At 39.1% G+C, this 23,844-nt stretch carries 23 protein-coding genes and 1 pseudogene; 10 read left to right on the top strand and 14 right to left on the bottom strand.

Annotated elements, in window-relative coordinates:
- Window positions 1-2: 2 nt before the first annotated feature.
- From F580_RS0108020 to F580_RS0108010, 3 genes are all read left to right on the top strand, one after another.
- Entirely contained in the window at window positions 3-899 is an 897-nt protein-coding gene (locus F580_RS0108020; protein ID WP_026301327.1) for a M23 family metallopeptidase, read from the top strand.
- 114 nt (window positions 900-1,013) lie between these two features.
- Window positions 1,014-3,695, top strand: a complete 2,682-nt coding sequence (secA, locus tag F580_RS0108015; protein ID WP_019027195.1) for a preprotein translocase subunit SecA — start codon at window positions 1,014-1,016, stop codon at window positions 3,693-3,695.
- 80 nt (window positions 3,696-3,775) lie between these two features.
- A complete protein-coding gene (locus tag F580_RS0108010) occupies window positions 3,776-4,228 on the top strand; it encodes an NUDIX domain-containing protein (protein WP_019027194.1) in 453 nt (150 codons plus the stop codon).
- Between the two features lie 16 nt (window positions 4,229-4,244).
- Here F580_RS0108010 and yacG read toward each other — a convergent pair whose 3' ends face one another.
- From yacG to F580_RS0107965, 10 genes and pseudogenes are all read right to left on the bottom strand, one after another.
- Entirely contained in the window at window positions 4,245-4,481 is a 237-nt protein-coding gene (gene yacG, locus F580_RS0108005; RefSeq protein ID WP_019027193.1) for a DNA gyrase inhibitor YacG, read from the bottom strand.
- Window positions 4,482-4,844: 363 nt separating this feature from the next.
- Window positions 4,845-5,597 carry a cell division protein ZapD gene (gene zapD / locus F580_RS0108000; RefSeq protein WP_019027192.1) on the bottom strand — a complete coding sequence of 251 codons (753 nt, stop codon included), beginning with the start codon at window positions 5,595-5,597 and terminating at the stop codon, window positions 4,845-4,847.
- A 62-nt stretch (window positions 5,598-5,659) separates the two neighbouring features.
- Entirely contained in the window at window positions 5,660-6,268 is a 609-nt protein-coding gene (coaE, locus tag F580_RS0107995) for a dephospho-CoA kinase (protein WP_019027191.1), read from the bottom strand.
- A 77-nt stretch (window positions 6,269-6,345) separates the two neighbouring features.
- Complete coding sequence (locus F580_RS0107990) at window positions 6,346-7,242, bottom strand: prepilin peptidase (protein ID WP_019027190.1); 897 nt, start codon at window positions 7,240-7,242, stop codon at window positions 6,346-6,348.
- A gap of 173 nt (window positions 7,243-7,415) precedes the next feature.
- Window positions 7,416-8,675: a type II secretion system F family protein gene (locus F580_RS0107985; protein WP_019027189.1), complete on the bottom strand. Its 1,260-nt coding sequence runs from the start codon at window positions 8,673-8,675 to the stop codon at window positions 7,416-7,418.
- A gap of 111 nt (window positions 8,676-8,786) precedes the next feature.
- Window positions 8,787-10,487: a type IV-A pilus assembly ATPase PilB gene (gene pilB, locus F580_RS0107980; RefSeq protein ID WP_019027188.1), complete on the bottom strand. Its 1,701-nt coding sequence runs from the start codon at window positions 10,485-10,487 to the stop codon at window positions 8,787-8,789.
- Window positions 10,488-10,795: 308 nt separating this feature from the next.
- Entirely contained in the window at window positions 10,796-11,770 is a 975-nt protein-coding gene (locus F580_RS0107975) for a transposase (RefSeq protein WP_019027187.1), read from the bottom strand.
- A gap of 200 nt (window positions 11,771-11,970) precedes the next feature.
- Window positions 11,971-12,420: a pilin gene (locus F580_RS0107970; protein WP_019027186.1), complete on the bottom strand. Its 450-nt coding sequence runs from the start codon at window positions 12,418-12,420 to the stop codon at window positions 11,971-11,973.
- A gap of 370 nt (window positions 12,421-12,790) precedes the next feature.
- Window positions 12,791-12,877 (bottom strand): annotated as a pseudogene (locus F580_RS26845) (Mobile element protein); the annotation flags it as partial.
- Between the two features lie 211 nt (window positions 12,878-13,088).
- Complete coding sequence (locus F580_RS0107965) at window positions 13,089-13,565, bottom strand: pilin (RefSeq protein WP_026301325.1); 477 nt, start codon at window positions 13,563-13,565, stop codon at window positions 13,089-13,091.
- 1,037 nt (window positions 13,566-14,602) lie between these two features.
- Between F580_RS0107965 and rplM the strand changes: the two genes are divergently transcribed.
- The 7 genes from rplM to F580_RS0107930 all read left to right on the top strand — a co-directional run bounded on the left by rplM (window position 14,603) and on the right by F580_RS0107930 (window position 19,953).
- Window positions 14,603-15,031, top strand: coding sequence for a 50S ribosomal protein L13 (gene rplM / locus F580_RS26315; RefSeq protein ID WP_019027184.1), 429 nt, complete (start codon window positions 14,603-14,605; stop codon window positions 15,029-15,031).
- 3 nt (window positions 15,032-15,034) lie between these two features.
- The gene (gene rpsI / locus F580_RS26310) at window positions 15,035-15,427 is read left to right on the top strand and encodes a 30S ribosomal protein S9 (RefSeq protein WP_019027183.1); all 393 of its coding nucleotides are present in this window, start codon (window positions 15,035-15,037) and stop codon (window positions 15,425-15,427) included.
- A gap of 714 nt (window positions 15,428-16,141) precedes the next feature.
- On the top strand, window positions 16,142-16,744 hold the full coding sequence (petA, locus tag F580_RS0107950) for a ubiquinol-cytochrome c reductase iron-sulfur subunit (protein ID WP_019027182.1): 603 nt from the start codon (window positions 16,142-16,144) through the stop codon (window positions 16,742-16,744).
- Window positions 16,744-18,021 carry a cytochrome b gene (locus F580_RS0107945; protein WP_019027181.1) on the top strand — a complete coding sequence of 426 codons (1,278 nt, stop codon included), beginning with the start codon at window positions 16,744-16,746 and terminating at the stop codon, window positions 18,019-18,021. Before petA ends, F580_RS0107945 begins: the two co-directional genes overlap by 1 nt.
- Window positions 18,021-18,743: a cytochrome c1 gene (locus F580_RS0107940; protein WP_019027180.1), complete on the top strand. Its 723-nt coding sequence runs from the start codon at window positions 18,021-18,023 to the stop codon at window positions 18,741-18,743. The genes F580_RS0107945 and F580_RS0107940 overlap by 1 nt, the downstream gene beginning before the upstream one ends.
- A gap of 92 nt (window positions 18,744-18,835) precedes the next feature.
- Window positions 18,836-19,477: a stringent starvation protein SspA gene (gene sspA, locus F580_RS0107935; RefSeq protein WP_019027179.1), complete on the top strand. Its 642-nt coding sequence runs from the start codon at window positions 18,836-18,838 to the stop codon at window positions 19,475-19,477.
- On the top strand, window positions 19,477-19,953 hold the full coding sequence (locus tag F580_RS0107930) for a ClpXP protease specificity-enhancing factor (protein WP_019027178.1): 477 nt from the start codon (window positions 19,477-19,479) through the stop codon (window positions 19,951-19,953). Before sspA ends, F580_RS0107930 begins: the two co-directional genes overlap by 1 nt.
- Before the next feature lie 82 nt (window positions 19,954-20,035).
- On the opposite strand, the gene F580_RS0107925 is transcribed toward F580_RS0107930, so the two are convergent.
- The 4 genes from F580_RS0107925 to F580_RS0107910 are packed head-to-tail and all read right to left on the bottom strand — an operon-like array spanning window position 20,036 to window position 23,824.
- Complete coding sequence (locus F580_RS0107925; RefSeq protein WP_019027177.1) at window positions 20,036-20,662, bottom strand: BON domain-containing protein; 627 nt, start codon at window positions 20,660-20,662, stop codon at window positions 20,036-20,038.
- Window positions 20,663-21,253 (bottom strand): phosphoheptose isomerase, encoded by a 591-nt coding sequence (locus F580_RS0107920; protein ID WP_019027176.1) that lies wholly within the window; start codon window positions 21,251-21,253, stop codon window positions 20,663-20,665.
- Between the two features lie 44 nt (window positions 21,254-21,297).
- Complete coding sequence (locus F580_RS0107915) at window positions 21,298-21,687, bottom strand: YraN family protein (RefSeq protein WP_019027175.1); 390 nt, start codon at window positions 21,685-21,687, stop codon at window positions 21,298-21,300.
- Window positions 21,674-23,824: a penicillin-binding protein activator gene (locus F580_RS0107910; protein ID WP_040357062.1), complete on the bottom strand. Its 2,151-nt coding sequence runs from the start codon at window positions 23,822-23,824 to the stop codon at window positions 21,674-21,676. The genes F580_RS0107915 and F580_RS0107910 overlap by 14 nt, the downstream gene beginning before the upstream one ends.
- Between the last annotated feature and the right edge of the window lie 20 nt (window positions 23,825-23,844).

Raw genomic sequence — 23,844 nt, 5'->3', positions numbered from 1 at the left:
CTATGAGTTTAACACTACTATACCGAGGAGAAAACGTCAGATTCTCAATGCGACTGACAAAATTGCATTGGTTATCGGCTTTGTCTGCGTTTGCCTTGATTTCGGGGTTAATTGTTCACCTTATTGCCAGTAATCAATTACAACCTAGTGGCGAGCAATATCAAGTATTAGCTCAAGCTAGTTCAGGACCTTCAGATTTTAAAGACGAAAAAATTACCGCATTAACAATTAAACTTGCTGAGTTACAAAGCCAAGTATTGCGTTTAAATGCGCTTGGTGACCGCTTAGCCGATGATGCAAATATTCCAGAGAACGAATTTAATTTTAGTCAGCTGCCTGCAAGAGGTGGCCCGGTAAATAGTACTTTGGTACTAAACACTAAAACCATCGAAGAGCTTTTTATCGAAATTGAAGATTTTGAAAAAGTGATGAATTACGAAGAAAAACAATTACAAATGCTTGAATCTTTAACATTTGGTCACCATATACAAAACAGTGCTTACTTATCAGGCCGACCAATTGCTAAAGGCTGGTTATCCTCATATTATGGAGTCCGTAAAGACCCATTTAGCGGTAAAGCAACACTTCATAAAGGTATTGATTTTGCTGGCAAGGAAGATAGTCCCGTTATTGCAACAGCTTCTGGTGTTGTTACCTGGGCAGGTAAACGTTATGGTTATGGGCAATTGATTGAAATCAATCATGGTGATAGTTTATCCACCCGTTATGGCCATAATAAAGAGATCTTGGTTAAGGTCGGAGATGTGGTAAATAAAGGGCAAGATATTGCTCGCATGGGCAGTACAGGGCGCTCTACAGGTCCGCATGTTCACTATGAAATATTACGAAATGATAAACAAATTAATCCAATTAAATTTGTTTATCGCAAAGGGAAGTAGCCGGGTAAAGCGTTTAACGGCTATCATAATAAATTCACAAAAGGTGGTAAATATACCCGGTACCCAGGTAACGGTTATAGTCACTGATAATTCTCAATAAATGGTTTAAATAAGATGTTTGGAAGTTTGTTAACAAAAATGTTTGGTAGTCGAAATGATAGATTACTGAAGCAAATGGGCAAAGAAGTAATTAAAATAAATGCACTTGAGCCTGTTTTAGAAGCGTTAAGTGATGAAGAATTAAAAGCTAAAACCATTGAGTTTAAAGACCGTTTTACCGCAGGGGAAAGCATTGAGCAATTATTACCAGAAGCCTTTGCCGTCGTAAGAGAAGCAAGTAAACGTGTCTTTGGTATGCGTCATTTCGACGTGCAAATGATTGGCGGCATGGTACTCAATGACGGAAAAATTGCTGAAATGCGTACCGGTGAAGGTAAAACCCTAACCGCGACATTGCCATCATATTTAAATGCGTTAACCGGTCAAGGTGTGCATGTTATTACGGTCAATGATTACCTGGCCACCCGTGATGCGGATTGGAGTCGTCCTTTATTTGAATTCCTTGGTATGACGGTTGGCTGTAATGTCGCTGGTATGTCAACCACGGAAAAGCAAACCGCTTATCAATCAGATGTCACTTACGGTACCAATAATGAATTTGGTTTCGATTATTTACGTGACAATATGGTGTTTTCGCCGCAAGAGCGTTCTCAAAAGCCATTACATTTTGCCATTATCGATGAAGTCGATTCAATCCTAATTGATGAAGCTCGAACGCCGCTTATTATTTCAGGCCAGGCCGAAGATAGCTCAGCACTGTATAAATCTATTAATATTGTTGTACCTACGCTAGTGCAGCAAGCAGAAGAAGATAAAGAAGGCGAAGAGAGCACGGGTGATTACACCATTGATGAAAAATCCAAGCAAGTTTATTTAACTGAGCGTGGTCAAATTCATATTGAAGAAATCATGGTGGAAAAAGAGCTGTTAGCTGAGGGAGACACTTTATATTCAGCCGCTAATATCACTTTGTTGCATCATATTATGGCAGCGCTTCGAGCACATAAACTCTTTCTAAAAGATGTTGACTATATTGTTAAGGATGGCGAAGTCGTTATCGTTGACGAGCATACCGGTCGTACAATGGAAGGTCGTCGCTGGTCTGAAGGTTTACACCAAGCTGTTGAAGCGAAAGAAGGTGTTAATATTCAAAATGAAAACCAGACACTTGCTTCGATAACGTTTCAGAACTACTTCAGGATTTATGACAAACTGTCAGGTATGACGGGTACTGCCGATACTGAAGCGTTTGAGTTTAATCATATTTATGGTTTAGAAACGGTAATTATTCCAACCAATCAGCCGATGATACGTAAAGATCTGGCTGATTTGATCTACTTAACCGCAGATGAAAAATTTGAAGCGATATTAGCTGATATCCAAGATTGTGTGAAGCGTGGACAGCCTGTGCTTGTTGGTACCATTGCCATTGAGACTTCAGAATTCTTATCTGACTTTTTGAAAAAGCAAAAAATTAAGCACAAAGTTCTTAACGCTAAGTTCCATCAGCAAGAAGCTGAGATTGTTGCTGACGCAGGTAAAGAAGGTGCAGTGACCATTGCTACCAATATGGCGGGTCGTGGTACGGATATCGTTCTAGGTGGTAATTTAGATGCGATTATTGCTAAGTTAACTAACCCTAGCGAAGATGAGATTGCCAAAACTAAAGCACAGTGGAAAATTGATCATGACCGTGTACTTGAGCTAGGTGGCTTACACATAGTGGCTACAGAACGTCATGAATCACGCCGAATTGATAATCAACTTCGTGGTCGTTCGGGTCGTCAAGGTGATGAAGGTTCAACACGTTTCTACCTTTCAATGGAAGATTCATTGATGCGTATTTTCGCTTCAGAGCGTATTTCTAACATGATGCGTAAGTTAGGTATGGAACACGGTGAAGCTATCGAGCACCCTTGGGTAACTCGCAGTATTGAGAATGCTCAACGTAAAGTTGAAGGTCGTAACTTTGATATGCGTAAGCAATTATTAGAATACGATGATGTTGCTAACGATCAACGTGGCGTTATCTATGAGCAACGTAATGAGTTACTGGATAATGAAGAAATTGGTGATGTTGTTGATGCGATACGCAGCGATGTCATTAATGGCGTTATTGATCAACATATTCCGCCGCAATCAATGGATGAAATGTGGGATATCCAAGGACTTGAAGAGCAATTAAAAGGCGATTATTCAACCGACCTGACTATTGCAAAATGGCTTGAAGACGATGAGAAACTCCATGAAGAAAGCTTGCGCGAAAAGATTGTTACTGAATTTGAACAAGCTTATAAAGATAAAGAACAAGCAGTAGGTGTTGATGTTTTACGCCAATTCGAAAAAGCGGTAATGCTACAAAGTTTGGACTCGCATTGGAAAGAACATCTATCAGCCATGGATCACTTACGTCAAGGCATTGGTCTTCGAGCACATGCACAAAAGAACCCCAAGCAAGAGTTTAAGCGTGAATCATTTCAATTGTTTACTGAGATGTTAGATAACTTGAAATATGATGTTGTTGGGATTTTATCGAAAGTTCAAATCCGTGCTGAATCAGATGTTGAAGCGGTTGAAGAACAACATAGAAAGTCAGAAGAAATTCCGATGGACTTTCAACACCAATCTGCCTCGGCCCCTAGGGAACAAGAACAAACTCCTCGCGTAGGTAGAAATGAGCCATGCCCATGTGGCTCAGGTAAAAAGTATAAACAGTGTCATGGTAAGTTAGTTTAATACTTAACCTTATCATTAATAAATGCCAGTCTTATGACTGGCATTTTTGTTTTTAGAAATGTTAGTTTTAGAGGTCAAATATGCAAAAAATTGTTCATGTAGCTGTCGGAGTGATTACCAAGCGTTGCGAAGTTCACGGTACACAATACTTCCTAACTAAACGGCTTGAAAAGGCACATCAAGGAGGGAAGTGGGAGTTTCCAGGTGGTAAGGTGGAAAAAGATGAAACAGTCGCCCAAGCGCTTGCTAGGGAGCTTAAAGAAGAAATTGCCATAGATGTATTATCTTGTCAGCCGCTGATTAAGATTGAGCATACTTACCTTGGGAAAGAGCTAGGGAAAGAGCCAGATAAAGAAGGCAACGAAAAAGCAGATAAAAAAGTTTGTTTAGAGGTTTTTGTCGTGGATAACTATACTGGCGAGCCAAGTGCACAAGAAGGGCAAGGTCAAGGCTGGTTTTCACTCTCTGCCTTGCAACTGCTTGATTTTCCTGCCGCTAACAAAGCCATTATTAGCGAACTTTTAGCCCGGTAGCACTAGCTAAGTTGATTTATTCGGGTTCTACAAAGAATTTATTGTTGAGTAAAAACTCATCTTCCATGGCATCAATCATTTCTTCAGAAATCATAGTATCAGCTTTTATTGGTTGGCTGATTTTATGATTTTCATCAGCCCAGTCACCAAAATCAATGAGTTGGCAGCGTTTACTGCAAAAAGGGCGGAATTCACTACTTGCTTGCCATACGACAGTTGTTTTGCAATGTGGGCAGGGGACTTTTAAGGTCATAGCTTTATAATACTAATAATTTGATGTAACCATAATTATATACCCATTACCAATCAAAGTGCAGGATTTCAGTGGGAATTAAAATCATTTAAGGCAAGGAGAATAATTTCAGCATAGTCACTCTATGGTTTGATTTTTAACGCAGCATAAAGTAATTTTAAACCCATCGTAGAAGCGCTTGAGCAACATCACTTCATCGTTGCTGTGATAGTAACCATTATTTCATCACAGCGCCTTGAATTGAAATTGCTCAAGCACTCTGAAACCTGCATCTTGAATGGTAACGGGTATAAACTAAAGCTTAGGATTTTGAATCTACAACATGGTAATCAATATTACAGCTCTTTTATTTTAAAGAGCGAGCTAGCAACGAGCTAATTGGAATACAGTCGCTTGGTTAGCATACCTGCGCCCCGTATTTTGGCAAGGCAACATAAAGCGAATGGAATAGCGAAACTTGTTACCACTTATTGTCGGGTAATATTTAGCATCGTCCGCTAATTTTATCCGTAATAATAACAGACCTTCGCCATTATCTTGGTAAAAACCACTATCAACCTCAATGGTTTCAAAGTCGTCGCGTAGGCGGATAAATTTCAATATAAGTCCGAGAGCGGAGGAAAAATCGCTGAGTAAGTTTAGCCATTGCGCTATATCTTGCTTAGTCTGTTGTTCGCTTTGATGTAGCCAAAAGTGCAATTGTGGTAAATCAAAGCTTGAACTCCCGCCTTGTATTGCAAAACGTTGCTTTAAGCCTGCCAGTAGCTTGTCTTCTTTTAACTGCCACCATGTCGGGCGGGGAACTCGAAGGTGACGTATTAAGTGGACTGTTTCAGTGAGCTGTTTTTCTAAAATACTGCTATCAACATCCGGTCCTTTTGACCAAATCACTAGGTTTTGCTCAAGCTTTTCTAAATCTTTGACCAAATCACTACGTACGTCATTGCGCTCTAAGGTGTCGATAATGGCAAAAAGTGCATTGAAAAATACTGGGTGGCTAGTGGTGATTTTTAGATCATTATCCAGGCATGTATATGCCTGAGCGAAGAATTGCTCAAGTTTAAGATAATTTCTAATACGCTCATTGAGCGGATGTTCATATAATACCGTTGACATACAATTTTGTTATTAGTTAAGCAAATGTTGAAATTAAAGACCGAATTATTTATTGTTGATTTTTAAAGCATTTTTGTCAAGGCCAAATACTTTTTATCAAGAGAAGTGACCGCTTCTTTAATACAGGCCAGACTAACATCATCATTAGTTATTATATCATCAGCGTGGTTAAGTCTATTAGCACGCGTAGTTTGGCTCGCTAGAATAGCTTTCACTTGCGCTATAGAGTTATTATCACGTTGCATGGTGCGCTTTGTTTGAGTGCTTTCACTCACGTCAATAACAAGTACACGGTTTACCAGGTGCTGTAAGTTATTTTCAATAAGCAAGGGCGCCACTAAAATACAATAGGGACTGGTCGCTTTTTTAGTTTGGCTTAATAATGAGCTTCGAATTAAAGGGTGTAAAAGCTCATTTAACCAAAGCTTATCGGGTTCATTTGCAAAAATACGATTACGTAATAAGCTACGGTTTAGTTGACCATCTTGTTGAATATAATCAGCACCGAAGTGTTGCGATATTGCGGTTAATGCCGGACTACCCAAAGCAACAACTTCTCTGGCAATGATATCAGCATCAATGACTTCAATGCCTAACTCTTGGAAGTAGTCGGTTACTGTGGTTTTACCACTACCAATACCTCCGGTAAGGCCAATAACTAGTTTAGACATGATGAAAACAACTTAGACATAATAAAAACAACTTTGACATGATGAAATAGTTCAGACATATGATATAAACTTAATGGCTAATAAAGTTGCAGTAAATACCATGACCACATGCCATCTCCCCACAATAAAGCAACCCAACCAGCGACAGCCAAGTAAGGGCCAAAGGGGATACCCTGTTGTCTTTGGTGGTTTTTAAATAGGATTAATGAAATACCGACAATAGCACCGACCACAGATGCCATCAAAATAATGAGTGGCAATAGCTGCCAACCTAACCAAGCACCAAACACGGCGAAGAGTTTAAAGTCACCAAAGCCCATGCCTTCCTTGCCGGTAAATAATTTAAACAACCAGAAAACGCTAAAGAGACTCATATAACCAACGGCGGCGCCAATAACAGCGTCGGCTAACGGAGCAAATGTGCCATTGATATTGAGTAATAAGCCAAGCCATAACAATGGCAGTGTGATTTGATCGGGTAATAACATGTGATCAAAATCAATCATGGTTAAGCTAATTAAGCACCAGGTGAAAATTAACGCGAACAAGGTCTCAATAGTTACACCAAAGTGTTGCGCAACTACTAGGCTTAACAACATAGTGGCCAGTTCAACCAAGGGATAACGGGCTGATATTCTATTATTACACTGGCTACATTTACCCTTTAACAGTAACCAACTCAATACTGGAATATTTTCATAAAACTTGATGTTATGGTCACACTTAGGGCAAGTAGAATTTGGTGTTGATAGCGTTATTGGCTTGAGGTCTTTCGGCTTTATATTGGCAACTTCATCGGCTAAGAACTCACGACATTCATGATACCAGGTGTATTCCATTATCTTTGGTGTGCGGTAAATAACTACATTTAAAAAGCTGCCAATGATCAATGAAATTAAAGCGATGCTGAAATAAAATAAAGTGCTAGATTGCTGAAACAGGACAACAAAGTGGTTAAAAAAAGAATCGAACAAGTGAAGACCTACTTTTTATTTTAAGGATTAAGTTTGATTTTAAGAATTAGTTTGATTTTAATAATTAGAGTAACGATAAAGTTAATAATAACAGAACCATAATTAATTAATAATGAATAATGAATAGTTTATAAGCGAAGTAGCCCAAACGCTACTTCGCTGTATTGAAATGGTTAGACTATCTTACCGATTTCAAATATTGGCAAGTACATGGCAATGATTAGACCACCGATGACTACACCAAGCACTGCCATGATCATTGGCTCTAATAAAGCAGTTAAGCCATCAACGGCATCATCAACTTGTTGCTCATACACATTGGCCACTTTTTCGAGCATATCATCAACAGCGCCAGACTCTTCACCAATGGCTACCATTTGAATAACCATATCTGGAAATATCTTACAGTTACGCATCGCTAAATTCATTTGCATGCCTGAGGTAACTTCAGCTCGTACCTCTAAAATTGCATCACGAAAGACAGCATTACCTGAAGCGCCAGCTGCAGATTCTAGGGCATCAACTAATGGCACACCGGCCGCAAAAGTGGTTGATAAGGTACGGGCATATCGAGCTACGGCAGCTTTTTCTAATAAGTCACCAATAACAGGTAGTTTTAATATATTTTTATCAACGCTATCACGTAATTTTTGGCTATTTCTATGAGCACGTTTAAATAAGAACAAAGCAAGCCAAATTCCTGCCAAACCAAAATACCAATAAGCCTGCATAAATTCTGATATTGCAATGACAAATAAAGTAAAACCCGGTAATTCTGCACCGAAACCTTCAAAAATATCTTGAAATACTGGTACAACAAAGATTAATAAAATTGAAGTAACTATTGCGGCAACAACAAGAACAGCAATAGGGTAAACCATGGCTTTCTTAATTTTTGATTTCAGGGCTTCTGCTTTTTCTTTGTAGGTAGCAATACGGCCATAAATAGTCTCTAAGGCACCAGATTGCTCACCAGAGGCAACGAGATCACAATAAAGATCATCGAAATAAAGTGGATGGTCACGTAAACAGTCCGATAAGGGAATGCCCGAAGAAAGTTTAGTTTCTATATCAGCCAAGAGTCGACGCATTTTACCATTATCGTGACCTGAGCCTATCATTTGTATGGTTTGTACTAAGGGCACTCCAGCTCCCAACATAGTAGCAATTTGACGGGTAATAACCGCTATATCACGAGGCTTTATTGGTTTATCACCGCCACCTATTCCAAATAGAGGTTTAGGTTTTTTCTTAACCCGGCTAGGGGTGACACCTTGTTTACGTAATTGAGCTTTCAATTCAATAATATTATTAGCAGGCAGTTCTCCGCTAACATTTTTACCTTTGCGGTTAACGCCGCGCCATACAAAGAGCTCTTGCTCTTTTACCTTAATTTTCTTTTTAGCTAATTTTTTCTTTGCTGTAGTAGCCATAGTTAACCTTAATCGAGAAAGTACTCTACCTTTATTATGTGTATTTTTTAAGTAAAGTCACTTAATTAGTCGTTATCATGAGTAGAATAATTAAGTTAGGCGAAATTTACCTTAAGAACTAGTGACACGATTTATTTCTTCTAAGCTAGTCATGCCACTCATGGCCTTTATTAAGCCGGATTGACGGAGGTTATTATAACCTTCTAGCTGACATTGTTTGGCAATATCAAGAGAGTTGCCCCCTTCCATGATGATAGAAGCAATAGTAGGGCTAATCTTTATCACTTCATAAATACCAACACGGCCTTTGTAGCCACCAGTACAATGTGTACAACCTACCGGTTGAAAAAGTTTTATTTCTGACAGTTTATCCGCAGGGAAACCTTGCTCGGCTAACTGCATTTCAGATAGCGGCTCTTCTATCTTACATTGTGGGCATAAACGCCTTGCTAGCCGCTGGGCAATAATAACAGAAACTGAGCTCGCGACATTATAAGAAGGTACGCCCATATTAAGTAAACGCGTTAAGGTTTCAGCCGCTGAGTTAGTATGCAGGGTCGATAAAACTAAATGGCCTGTTTGTGCAGCTTTGATAGCTATCTCGGCAGTCTCAAGATCTCGAATTTCACCCACCATAACAATATCAGGATCTTGTCGTAAAAATGAACGTAGCGCACTTGGGAAAGTTAATCCGGCACGATTATTAATTTGTACTTGATTGATACCTTCAAGATTAATTTCAACCGGATCTTCGGCGGTGGAAATGTTTCGTTCTTCAGTGTTTAGTATGTTCAGACCAGTATACAGAGATACCGTTTTACCTGAACCGGTTGGCCCCGTAACTAGGATCATACCTTGCGGCTGTTCTAGGGCCTCCATATAAATTTTCTTTTGCTCGGGTTCATAACCTAACATCTCGATTCCTAGCATAGCGCTAGAGGAATCTAAAATACGCATTACTACCTTCTCACCCCACATGGTCGGCAGGGTACTGACACGAAAATCAATGGATTTTTTCTTTGAAAGTGCTAACTTTATTCGGCCATCTTGTGGTACTCGTCGCTCGGCAATATCTAGCTTAGACATAACTTTTAAACGTGCGGCCATTCTTGCAGCAAGTGATACCGGCGGTCTCGCTATTTCAGACAGTATGCCGTCAATACGAAAGCGGATACGGAATGATTTTTCATAAGGTTCAAAATGTAAATCAGAGGCTCCCTTTTTAATGGCATCGAGTAATATTTTATTAATAAAGACCACGATAGGCGCGTCATCTTCACCACTACCATAGTCTTCTTCTTTTCTAGCTTCTTCTACATCGATGCCGGCAAGCTCATCTGCATCGATGTCACTAATATTTAGCGCATCACTTTCATCTTCTAATACTTTCTCGATACAAGTTTGTAAGCAAACTTCATCACATAAGACTAACTCAGTGCTGTAACCGGTATTAAATTGAATCTCTTCTAAGGCATCTAAGTTGGTAGGATCTGACATGGCGACAAAAAGTACTTTACCACGTAAAAACAAAGGCAGAGCATTATGTTTGATGATTAACTTTTCGTTGCGAATTCCGTCAGGGATCAGACTAGTATCATAACTCTTGAGCTGTATTTGTGGATAACCAAAGGTTTTGGAGAGAGTTTTTGCAATTTTTTTACCATCGATATTCTTATTTTCAATTAAATAGCGAATAAAAGGTTTGTCTTTGCCGACATAGTCAGCAGATATCTCGTCTATCGACTCTATTGGAATTAGGCTCTGCTTTGATAGTGCAGATAAAACACTGGCTTGTTGATGGCTGCCTTTCATAACTTTTAGAGATAACCTTTTGGAAATATTGAATTAGTAATATCAATTCAGTGTAACTTATAATTATATAAAAGAACAAAGAGAATTACTGATAGGCAGCCATTTTAAATATTTAGTTAAAATGCTTGGTTAAGGAAATCCGTAAATGGAAAAATTAAAGTCGTTCTGAATCAGTTATTCAATAATTTTAGCGGGGCTTTCGTACGGAGAAAACACAAACAAAGCAACTTACCTTGATTACATTAATTCGCTTAAGTGTGTCCATTCATTTTTATTGAATAGCATATCAGTACATTTTATCTCAGGATTTAAGCTAAAAGCTTTTTACAGACCGATAAGGTTGAACATCGTTTTAGCTTTAAGTGCTGGCAATATTGAGTTAACGCATGCTCACTACCCACTGCGCCATGAAAACACTTAGTAAAGCTACTGGTTAAGGTAAACCAGTTATCGGGAGAAATTTTTAAACGGTTTAGTATGTTGAGTAGGTTATCAATAATATAGCCTGTCTTATCTGCTCGAATACAACGTCCCGTTAAATCTACCAGTAGAATGTAATCACTTAACTCAAAAGGTAAACCTGTCGGCTTATATTTTTTGGGGTTTCCGACAAAATCAGCAAGTTTTTCCGGTTGTTTGCCGTCAATAGCGGCTTTTATACGCTGTTGAATGCTGGTGTAGGCTGATGTTTCAGGTGTATTGGCAATATTGGCTCGCACAGGGTTTAAATCAACATACACCATACAGGCAGCCAGTGCCGCTTCATCCAGTAATGCTTGAGATTTAAAGCGTCCTTCCCAAAAACGACCAGTACAGTTATCTTCAATGTTGGCTCGTCTGGCTATAGTCTCATTGAGTATGCGCATAAACCAGCTGATATCCATTAAACGTGCTCGGTATACTGCCGCCGTTTCTGCCACTATTTGCTGCAAGGGTGTGATAAGTTTATCTCCCCGTAGATACTGGTGAGTCAATAAAGTCCCTTTAAATAGTAGATGCCAACGCTCAAGCGCCTCAATCATTGACCATGATTTCGCTCGCTCGACATCAACAAAGAGCACGATATGAGTATGATTACTCATGACCGCATAGGCACAAACGTCAATAGCAAAAATTTGTGTCAGTGATAGTAATTTATCTTCAACCCAACCTCTGCGGTGCTCATAGCTAATGCCCGAAAACCTGTCTTCGCCACAAAGGTAGGCGCGACGGACACAACGAGACACACAGTGATAATATTGAGTATCAGTTAAACTAATTTGTCTTTTGCGTGGTATAGCCATACAAAGCGCTAATTGAATTTAGGGGTGATTATTTGAGCATAGCTGACGTTTTTGATATATCAATTTGAGTGGGTGTCTAGCTAATTTTTAGCTTGGTTTTGGTGGGCATTTGGGCATTCACAGAATTGAAAATTTTAATGTTAAAATAAAAAAATCTCCCTAGGAGCTTTTTATTTAGTATTTTATACTTTAAATTGTGATTAACATAAACCAGCAGCTTCACACGTACCAGAAGGGGCCCATCTTATACCTGCGCCATCTATTGTACCCGTTAGAATAAAGGTCTTGTCACCTAGATCTGTAGTAGCTGTTGCTGTTACTGTAGGAGCTGCTGAAGTCCCTCCAATTACAACATGTTTTACATATTTACTATTAGACCAACCATTAGTATTTGCAGTTGACCCATCAGTACCGTCATCAATCTGATGACAACCACCTTTTCCTGATGATACACAGATTGTAATAGCGGTTTTGGCTGGCGTTGCAGCTAAAACAATTTCAGAAAACTTAGCACGTTGCGTATAAGTTTGATAAGCCGGTAATGCTACTGCGGCCAAAATACCGATAATCGCAACAACGATCATTAATTCAATTAAAGTAAAACCTTTTTGGACTCTGTTCATTGTGTTTAAGTTTTTAATAGCTTTCATTATTATATTTCCATTTGATTTATGGGAAAATTAAAGTCGCTCTTAACCTATTATTCAAAAAATTTTAGTGGGGCTTTTATGCGGGGGTAAGCATATTTAACCTGAACTCTGGATAAGCAGCACTTGCTCAATATTCCCCTTTATCCGATTCTCAGCGTTAAAACGTCGATAAATAACCCGTTATTCATAAACGTTTTGCCTTGATAATCGAATAAATTGAAACATTGATAGAGTATATCGCTACTTAACCTTGTAAATTTTATTCTTAATAATTGTAAATTGTTGTTTTTACTTAAACATCAAGCACTCATTATCCAGAGTTCAGGTTACTTAACCTTGATTAATTCTGGCTTTAAATGCCCTTGAATTAGTCTTTGCCACAAAGGTACGCGCGACGCACACAGTGATAATATTGAGTATCAGTTAAACTAATTTGTCTTTTGCGTGGTGTAACCATACAAAGTGCCAATGAAATTTAGAGGTGATTATTTGAGCATAGCTGACATTTTTTGTTATATCATTTTGAGTGGGTGTCTTATTAATTTATTGTGTCTTACTAATTTGGTTACTGAAAGTGATTAAAACAAAAAAAGCTCCCGTAGGAGCTTTTTAGTATTAGGTCAGCTATTAAGCTTTAACCTGGTGCTGAGCCTATCTTGTAGTATTTATTAACAAAGGCCAGCGGCAGTACATGAACCTGTGTTATTAGTCCACGTAGTTGCGCCATTGGCATTTCGTGTTCCGATTAAAATATAGGTATATGCATTGCTAGCAAAAGAACTTGCCTCAGCAGTAACGGTAATGGTAACGGTACCGCCATCTACAGCTACCGTTCCTGTTACGTTACCATTAGCATCCACAACGTCTTCCATCTCGATTTCAACAACAACCGTGTCTACATGAGGGCCATTGGCCCAGCCATCGGTGATATCACCTTGCTCTAATAGAGCACAACTAGTACCGGTTTGAATACAAAGGGTGACCGCTGTTTTTGCTGGTGTTGACGCTAGTACTACTTCAGAAAACCTGGCTCTGTCAGTATAAGTTTTGTAAGCAGGTAAGGCTATTGCCGCCAAAATACCGATAATCGCCACAACGATCATTAATTCAATCAGGGTAAAACCCTTTTGTGAGCTTTTTTTCATTTGTTGTAAGTTTTTCATTATTATATTTCCATTTAATTTATGGGGGCTAACTTCATCTTGCGACAAAAAATTACAAATGTAAAACTTTGTTGCGACTTTTTTTTACTTTTTATTACTGGTCAATCACTGAACGATTATTTTATAACCCATTATTAACTAACGGTTAACTTTTGCGCAGTTTTTTTACTTTCTTAAAACTACCTACATTAAGGGAGATTAGGTTCAAGATAACTCAGGAGATGTAAATTTATGTTAACTGAGTGTTTGTTAAAAAATGGACTGTTTTGTAGGTAATAGCAGTATTAAATATAACCAGATAGAACTCCGTTATGACAAATAATAGATTTAATGAGCTGTGACAACTAATAATTTACAGTAATAAAGAAATTCAGGCCATTACAGGCCATTACAAGTAGTCACTGACCTAGACTTGGATATAAGTCCTGCTGCAGTTATTTAGATCCTGTTTGATGTTGTAGTGGAGGTTATGGACAGAAATTGTCACTGATTAACGAACCTACTAAGTTAAGCTTCCCCTGTAATAGCGGCATGGTTTATTTACTCACTTTATTGAACCTATATTCGGGTTAACCTGAGCATAGGTTAATAAATAGTTAACACAATGGCTTTATCGATTAATTTATTCCGATTATTACTAACTTGTAAGTTTTGCTTAGATTAAGGCGTAATTTACGAGCATACAACTAACCTATATATAGGTGAATTCAAGGTAAAATAAGCAAAAGTAGCTATTAAGAGAAGCAGTGGTTAAGTCGAACTCAGCTTATTTAATAAAACAATAGCTAATATAGGTGACCTTTATCACATCTTTCTGTATAATGCGCGCTCCCTACGTTACAAATGCCTGTAGCTTTTTTGGATTCTCCTTAACTTTAGTGAGGAGTATCCTATAAATAGAGGCGCTGGGCTCGATGCTCGAAGGGGCAATGGCGTAGTCCATTTTAACCGATAATTAGCATTTTTTAGGAAATGTTTAAATTATTATTTAAGTAACATTATTAAGATTGGGTTTTTAAATGAAAACTTTTGTAGCTAAACCAGCAAGCGTACAACGCGAATGGTTCTTAGTGGACGCCGAAGATAAAACTTTAGGTCGTATCGCAACTGAAATTGCAAGCCGTTTACGCGGTAAGCATAAAGTAGAATATACTCCTCACGTAGATACTGGCGATTATATCGTTGTTATCAATGCTGAAAAAGTACGTGTAACAGGTAACAAAGCGAAAGGTAAAATTTACTACTCGCATACTGAGTTCCCTGGTGGTCTTAAGCAAATTAGCTTTGAAAAGCTAATTGAAAAAGCACCAACACGCGTTCTTGAATTTGCTGTTAAAGGCATGTTACCTAAAGGTCCTTTAGGTCGTGAAATGTTCCGCAAATTAAAAGTATATGCAGGCCCAGAGCATGCACATACTGCACAACAACCACAACTTTTGGAGCTTTAAGCAATGGCTGATAATCAATATTACGGTACTGGTCGTCGCAAGAGCTCAACTGCTCGTGTGTTCATGAAAGCTGGTAACGGTACTATCACAATTAATAAACGTGATATCGCGGAATACTTTCCACGTGAAACGGCTGTTATGGTTGTTCGTCAACCATTAGAGTTAGTTGAAATGGTAGAAAAGTTTGACTTTAACATCACTGTAGTTGGTGGTGGTATTTCTGGTCAAGCTGGCGCGATTCGTCACGGTATTACTCGTGCATTAATGGTTTTTGATGAAACATTGCGTGGCGCTTTACGCCAAGCTGGTTTTGTTACTCGTGATGCTCGTAAAGTTGAACGTAAGAAAGTTGGTCTTCATAAAGCACGTAAGAAGCCACAATTCTCAAAACGTTAATTTTCGTTATGCTCAGCATTTATGCTGCGTTGTTATCATTATTCGTCCCAGTCATTTAGTTAATCTAAATTCAGGGACTCATAATTCAACGCCTTGCCTAAATGCAGATCATTTAGAAAATATGAGCCACATATGCAATATGTATATCTGGCTTCAAAAACCGACCTTGTGTCGGTTTTTTTATGTCTTGAATTTAGGCACGTAACGCATGTGGACCTATTCAAGCGCGAACAAGTTCCCGCCTACGGTTCCTCTTTTTGTGGTCCCAGTCATTTAGTTAAGCTACGATTTAGCTAAAATAAACAGGGACTCATAATTCTACGCCTTGCTTAAATGCAGATCATTTAGAAAATATGAGCCACATAGGCAAAATGTATATGTCGCTTCAAAAGCCGAACTTGTATCAATTTTGTTATGTGTTTAATTTCCTAGCTAAACAACCTGTCATTACAATTCCACTTGCCTAAATTTGCTTTATTGAATCTATTTCAAAGTATTTCAAAGTATTTCAGCTTTTACAGTGCTTAAGGCCCTTTTTACCTTGTAAAAAACACGCTATTTCTTTATGATCGTAAAAATTTTTTTGTCGATATACCACTTGGTATGAATTTGAGCTAACAAAACAGTGCTACGCTTATGGCGAACAATCAATATAGCGTTTAGTTTGCTATTAAAAAGTAACTGTTTTGTTAGGGTCTTAGTTGGAGAGTATGAATGAGCAATGTGCCTGTAAATAACAGCCGCAGACGCTTCCTAACCGCTGCTACTGCAGTTGTTGGTGGTGCTGGTGTGGTTGGAGCTGCTGTGCCTTTTATTGCTTCCTGGAACCCAAGTGCTCGCGCGAAAGCTGCGGGTGCTCCAGTTGAAGTCAATGTAGGTAAAATACAGCCTGGTCAATTAATCCGTGCAGAATGGCGTGGTAAACCTGTTTACGTTGTCCGTAGAACGGAAAAAACAGTTAGTGATTTAGCTAAACATGATGACCAGTTACGAGATCCAAATTCGGAAAAGGCACAACAACCTGAGTATGCAACTAACCCTTATCGTTCTATTAAGCCAGAATTTTTAGTTGCTCTTGGTGTATGTACCCATTTAGGTTGCGCGCCAACTCATCACGGCGGAGATTTCGAAGAATTCGTTGAAGGCGTGCCAAACGGTTTCTACTGTCCTTGTCATGGAAGTAAGTTTGATATGGCTGGCCGAGTTTTTCAGGGCGTTCCTGCACCATTAAACTTAGTGGTTCCTGAGCATTCATTTACGGGTAATGACACCTTATTAATTGGTGTAAGCCCAGATGTAAATAAGGGAGCTGCATAATGTTAATGAAAGTATTTACCGATTTCATGGGTTGGATAGATCAACGTTTACCCGTGACAGATGCATGGAACAAGCATATAGCACAATATCCAGCACCAAAAAACTTTAACTTTTGGTACATTTTTGGCTCTTTAGCCATGTTAGTACTAGTTAACCAAATCTTTACCGGTATTTGGTTAACGATGAATTACGAGCCATCTGGCGAGGGTGCTTTTGCATCAATTGAATATATCATGCGTGATGTCGACTTTGGTTGGTTACTACGTTATATGCATTCAACGGGGGCATCTGCCTTTTTCATTGTTGTATACTTGCATATGGTGCGCGGCCTAATGTATGGCTCGTATCAAAAACCACGTGAACTACTGTGGATCTTCGGTATGTTGATCTTCTTAGTGTTGATGGCTGAAGCTTTTATGGGCTACTTATTACCTTGGGGCAACATGTCCTATTGGGGTGCACAAGTTATTATCTCTATCTTTGGCTTGGTTCCTATTATTGGAGATGACTTAACGTTATGGATACGAGGGGATTACGTCATATCCGGGGCGACCTTAAACCGTTTCTTCGCGTTACACGTTATTGCTTTGCCGTTAGTGTTAGTTATCTTGGTGTTTTTACATATCCTAGCCTTACATGAAGTGGGTTCTAACAATCCCGAAGGTATCGATATTAAGAAACCTAAAGGCAGTATGAAACCTGAAGAGATAAGTAAATTTACCTTCCATAAGCAATATAGCGATAAATACGATATTGTTGATGCGGTACCCTTCCATCCTTATTACACCGTTAAAGATATTATGTTTGTTGTTGGCTTCTTATTCCTATTCTGTTGGGTAATGTTCTTTGCCCCAGAGGGTGGTGGCTACTTTATGGAAGCGCCAAACTTCACTCCAGCAAACGGTTTGAAAACGCCTGAGCATATTGCGCCAGTATGGTATTTTGGTCCCTTCTATACCATTTTACGTGTTATACCTAATGCAATGTTAGGTGCTATTGGTATGTTCTCCGCTATTATCGTGTTGTTCTTATTACCTTGGTTTGATCGCGGTACGGTTAAGTCTGTACGTTATCGCTCGAAGTGGCACTTAATCAACCTAATTCAATTTTCAATTTGTTTTGTTGTGCTTGGTGCTTTAGGTACTATGCCTGCTACACCAACGGCTAACTTGATTGGTGCTATTGCTAGTTTTGGTTACTTTGGTTTCTTCGTTGCTTTATGGTTCTACAGCAAGAATGAAAATACTAAACCAATGCCTGAGAGGATTGCTGACTAATGAAAAAATTAATTATCGCCGTTACTTTCGGCATGCTTTGCAGTGTAACGGCTCTTGTGCCGTTCTCCGCGATTGCTTCTGGGCCAAGTGTTCATTTAGATAAAGCAAATAATGATTTATCTGATAAAGAATCACTTAAAAAAGGTTTTAAAACCTATATCAACTATTGTTTAGGTTGTCATCAGTTACAGTACCAACGTTACGGTCGTACTTTTGACGATTTAGGTATTGAAGAAGCTGACGGTATTGCTAATTATATGTACACAGGTGATAAAGTTGGTGGCCATATTCTTAACGCTATGCCGAAAAAAGAAGCAGCAAAGTGGTTTGGTAGTGCGCCACCTGATTTAACCTTGGAAGCGCGTTTTCGTAGCCCAGATTGGATCTATACTTATTTACGTTCATTCCATATTGATGAAAATCGTCCGTTTGGCGTAAATAACACGGTATTTAAAGATGTTGGTATGCCACATGTATTGCAAGATTTGCAAGGTGTTAGCACTATTGACGAACATGGTAAGCTATCTCCAGCAATGGGTGGTACTTTAACTGCTGAAGAGTATGATGTAGTTGTTCGTGATTTAACTAACTTTTTAGAATATGTTGGTGAGCCAAATAAACTTGAGCGTAAAGCCCTTGGTTATTGGGTATTAGCTTTCTTGTTCTTCTTCTTTATTCTTACTTACTTCCTTAAGAGAGAATATTGGAAAGACGTACATTAAGTTATTGATGTAAAATATTTCAGGGGAATTTGATGGTAAAATATCAAATTCCCCTTTGTTAGTTTTTAATGTAAATGATTTTAGGAGGCTCTATGGCCGTAGCAGCAAATAAACGCTCTGTGATGACGTTGTTCTCTCATGCCGATGATATGTACAGTCATCAGACACGCATTGTTTTAGCAGAAAAAGGTGTTGGTGTTGACATCAACTTAGTTGATTTAGCTAACTTGCCTGAAGACCTATTGGACTTGAATCCATATGGTACTGTGCCGACTTTAATTGACCGTGAATTAGCGCTATATGAAGCTAAAATCATTGTTGAATATTTAGATGAGCGTTTTCCTCATCCACCATTAATGCCAGTGTATCCAGTATCACGTGGTCGTAGCCGTTTGATGATGCATCGTATCGAGCAAGATTGGTATAGTCTTACTAAAGTGATCATGTCAGGCACGGTTGCTGAAGCAGCTAAAGCTCGTAAAGAGTTAACAGAAAGCTTATTAAGCATTGCACCAATCTTAAACGAAGCACCTTACTTTATGAGTGAAGAGTACAGTTTGGTAGATTGTTATATTGCTCCGTTATTATGGCGTTTACCAGTATTTGGTATTGAGTTGTCTGGGCAAGGTTCGAAAGAACTTAAAACCTATATGTTACGCTTGTTTGAACGTGAATCTTTCCAAGCATCGTTAACTGAAACTGAGCGTGAATTGCGCTTTGGTCACCCTGCCTAATGGAAGACGCTACACCTAGCTCAATGAGCTCAAATAAGCCTTATTTAATTAAGGCTTTCTATGAGTGGATCTCGGATAATGATCTAACCCCGTATATCATGGTAGACGTTAATGTCTACGGTGTATTGGTGCCCATGAGTTATGTTGCTGACGGACAGATTGTTTTAAACATTGCCCGTTCAGCTGTTGGTACTATTGCCTTAGGTGATAAAACCATTGAGTTCAGTGCCCGTTTTGGCGGAATATTAGAGCATCTCACGGTACCTTACGGTGCCATTGGTGCTATCTATGCCAAAGAAAACGGTGCGGGGACTTCATTGCCCATTGAACATCCTACTGAGGGTGAAGATGAGATAGTTGAAGTAGCTGAAAAACCGAAGTCACCGTTAAGTAGCGTTGCTTCGACAGGTAGAGAGACAGGTGAATCGATTAAGCCGAAAGGAAAGAGTAAAGTGAGTTTGAAAATTATCAAATAATTTTTAATACACTTTCAGTTTGAATAAAGCCGGTAACTTTTAATAAGGTTACCGGCTTTATTGTTAGCACTACTGGCTAAGATTAAATATATTCAAAGACTTTAATTACCCGACTAACACCGCTGATGTTACGGGTTATTTCCACCACAATACGCGCCTCTTCTTTGGTCACTAAACCGAGCAGGAATACTTCTGAGTTTTCTGTTACCACTTTAACATCTTTAGCATTAACCTCGCCATTGGCCAGTAACGCCGATTTAACTTTAGACGTTAGCCAAACATCATTACTTTTTGTTGTTACTGCTATGGTAGAACTGATGCGAATCTGATTATGTATGACGACAATATCAGAGACTTCTTGCACTGTTTTTACCGCTAGGTCTCGAAGGTAAGTGTTAGGTGCTTGGCCAATGAGTAAAACAGTGCCATTCATCGAGATTACATGTAAGTTGGTGTTTTTTGATAATGCCTTTTGTTTAGCGAGTTCGTTATAGGCATAAAATTCAATGGTTTGATCGTCAATTTGCTTACTGAAACTGCGCCTATCGGCCACCATAGTCGCACCAGCGGTAACCGCAACAACCGTGGCTAGGGCACAACCTTGCAGCACTGAAACGAGCATTAACATACCGGCAAGTCGAGCTACGTTACTGGTAGCAAAGCTTGTCGTTAGTTTGGGCTTGCTATCGTTATCTCTTAAGGTAAACATTTACGATTCACTTTGAGGAAATAAAGTAGTATCTATAATTTCACAAAGACTATGAATAACAACTAAATGTACTTCTTGAATTCTTGAAGTTCTCGAGGAAGGTACACGTATTTCGACATCATTTTCACCTAATAAACCCGCAATATCACCACCATCACCGCCGGTAAGGGCAATGATAGGAATATCACGCGATACTGCACTCTCAATGGCTTTTACGACATTACGGGAATTACCACTAGTAGAAATAGCTAATAATACGTCGCCATTAAGACCTAGCGCTCGAATTTGCTTAGAGAATACTTCGTCATATTGATAGTCATTGGCGATAGAGGTGATGGTAGATATATCACTGTTAAGTGAAATGGCTGGCAGGCTAGGGCGCTCCGTTTCATATTTATTGAGTAGCTGCGCACAAAAGTGTTGTGCATGGCCGGCTGAGCCACCATTGCCACAAGAGATGATTTTATTGCCACTTAATAGGCATTGCACCATCATCATGCCCGCATGTTCAATAGATGGGGCTAATAGCTCGCTAGCAGCAATTTGTGTTTGTATGCTTTCTTTAAAATTATTTTTAATCTGTTCTAGCATTGAAAGCTAACTCCGTGGCTATATTGTTTATAGTATTAATCTATCTAAAAAGCGTTCTTAAGCCAAGTAACTTGTGGTTGGCTAATCTCACCTTCAAGCGCTATGACATCAATACGACAAGGGGTATTATATTCATTTAACCCGGCTTGATGTAGGTAAAATGTTACGCAATGTTTAATTTTTTTTTGCTTAGCTACTGGAATAGCGGCAATGGCTCCGCCAAATGCGCTGCCTTTACGATACTTTACTTCAATAAAAACATAAGTATCACCATCAAGCATGATCAGGTCGATCTCTCCTCGGCGACTATGATAGTTTTTCTCGACTAAGGTGAGACCTTGCTTAGATAAATATAACTCAGCAAATCGCTCGGTAATGCAGCCTTTATCAGTACTAGTCACATTCTCTTTAAGTGAACCCTTATTCCATAACAATAGTGACAACCTTATTGTGCTTATACGAACCCCAAAGGAAGCTACGCGTTAGCACATTACTCTTATTTAGCTTTAATACGCCGGTTTGCCCCCAATGTTGTAGGTAAGGGGCTTGCTTCATCAAAGGGATTTTATCAATAAGTTGGTAGCTATCAAAACCCATGGCGAATAGGCGAGATAGACCATCACTACGGTTTGGCCAAAGCGCTTGACTGAGGTTGGCTAAATCAGCATTTTGATCGCTAGTTAATAACCAAGGGATCTCGGTAAAGGTTAAGCCTTGTAAATCACTACCACTGCTGTAATCACTTTTTGTACTATGACTGCGGGAGCTAGCATAAACGGGAATAGTATCAGCAAATGGGCTGATGTTCACTTCAATATAAGGCTTAACTAAGCGTGTTTTCTGAGGACTACCAACAAGGTAAATCATATCTATATCGCGACGATTTCTTGTTTGTGACTTGATACTTTGATTGAGTCGGCTTTTAAGTTTACTAATACGCGCCATACTCTTATCTACAGATAAACTTGCCTTAATATTAGCTTGCATTTGCGCGCCAGTATCGTAGTAAACAACCTCAATAGTGTCGCCGGTAATACGGTGCCATTGTTTAACAAAAGCTCTAGCAATACGCTTGCTGACAATGTTTTTTTGACTTAGCACTATGGGGTGTTGATAATTTTGGCGACTTAACGTTGCTGCGGCCTGCTTTGCTTCATCTTCGGGGCGCATTGAAAAAACGGTATGTTGCTCGGCTAATAAGGCTGTGGTTGGCATGTTTAACAATAGTGTTGAGAGGGTTTTGGCATTATCCATTGGTTGTAAGTAGCTTTGAATTGCAGAGTCACTATCTATGGCCGGTAGGTAATCAAAAGAGCCTTCTAGGTTAGGTGTTTCACTATCTACTAAGTTTTTGCTTTGATTAAGGGTAAATGACTGAGCGGTAGTATCAAGCATGAAGTCGTTTTGGGACTGCGCTTGGACACTGGTGTACTTGATGTATCTATCGACATTTGATTTAAGTAATGGCCCAATAACATAATCTATTTCTAAGGTGGAGAGCTCATTGCTCAAGCCATACCAATTAACGGTATTACTATTGATAAAGTGAATTTTTTTACTCTCATCATTGGCAAAACTTGCCAGTATTCCTTGTTGGATAGCAAGTCCTGCAGAATACTGTTTGCCACTTAACGGTAAAATTACCGCGATGTTTTCAATTTTTTTGACTACAAGAACTTGGCTAGCAAGCTGCTTGGCAATGATATTTGCCGGATGGTATTGGTAATTGCTTTGCCATATAGCCAGTTGTGAGTGAATTTTTTCGGGCTTATCGCCATATTTATTAGCAATTGCGGTTAACTTTAGCCAACCCTCACTTAAAGGCGCTTTATCTAAAGCGGCTAAAGCCAGTTGCCATTGTGATAAGCGTTGCAATCCTTGCCAAATATTTTCAACTTGTTGCTGACTTTGCGCCTTTTTATCTGTTATTTGGAATTCATAAAGCTGAGCATTTAATGCTGCTATAGGTTGTTGTTTTTCTTGTAGTGCAATACTTAACAGTCGGTAATATTTGGCCGAGAGTGAAATGGCATTTTCATTAGCGAATTGCTCAAGCTGATTGAGTTGTAGATAGCACTCTTGGAAAAATCCAAGCTGCTGTAAACTATCGGCCTTAATCAAGGTTAATTGCATCTTAACCTGATTGTGATTAGGTGTTGAGACATCGATTAACGGCAAGGTTTTATCGGCAAGCCAGAGGGCTTTAGGGTAATTCTCTTGTTGAAAGAACAAGGTTGTTGCGATAATTAGCTGATCAACAGCCAGGTCTGGCGCTAAATCTTGTATTAGGGCTAAATGTTGCTCTGCCGATAAACCCGAGGCGTCTATGGTGACTTCTTCAAGTCCAGTGTCTACATTTGTATCTGTAGTTGCATCGGGTACTTTTTGGGTACTACAGCTCGCTAAAAGCGTTAATAATAAAGCGGGTAAAAGTCGAGATTTAATTTGTTGAAAATCCATTGGGAAGTAATTTAATCCTGTTGTCGATAACGCTGTTTTTACCACAATCAATAAATCCGTGCATATTGTTATCAGTATGGGGTTATAATAAACGCCAACGAAGTTAGTCACAACTAATATACGCCAATATC

It is taken from the genome of Colwellia piezophila ATCC BAA-637 (assembly GCF_000378625.1).
GTDB lineage: Bacteria > Pseudomonadota > Gammaproteobacteria > Enterobacterales > Alteromonadaceae > Colwellia > Colwellia piezophila.
The sequence above is the reverse complement of the archived record's forward strand: the minus strand, read 5'-3'. Positions and strand labels throughout refer to the sequence as shown.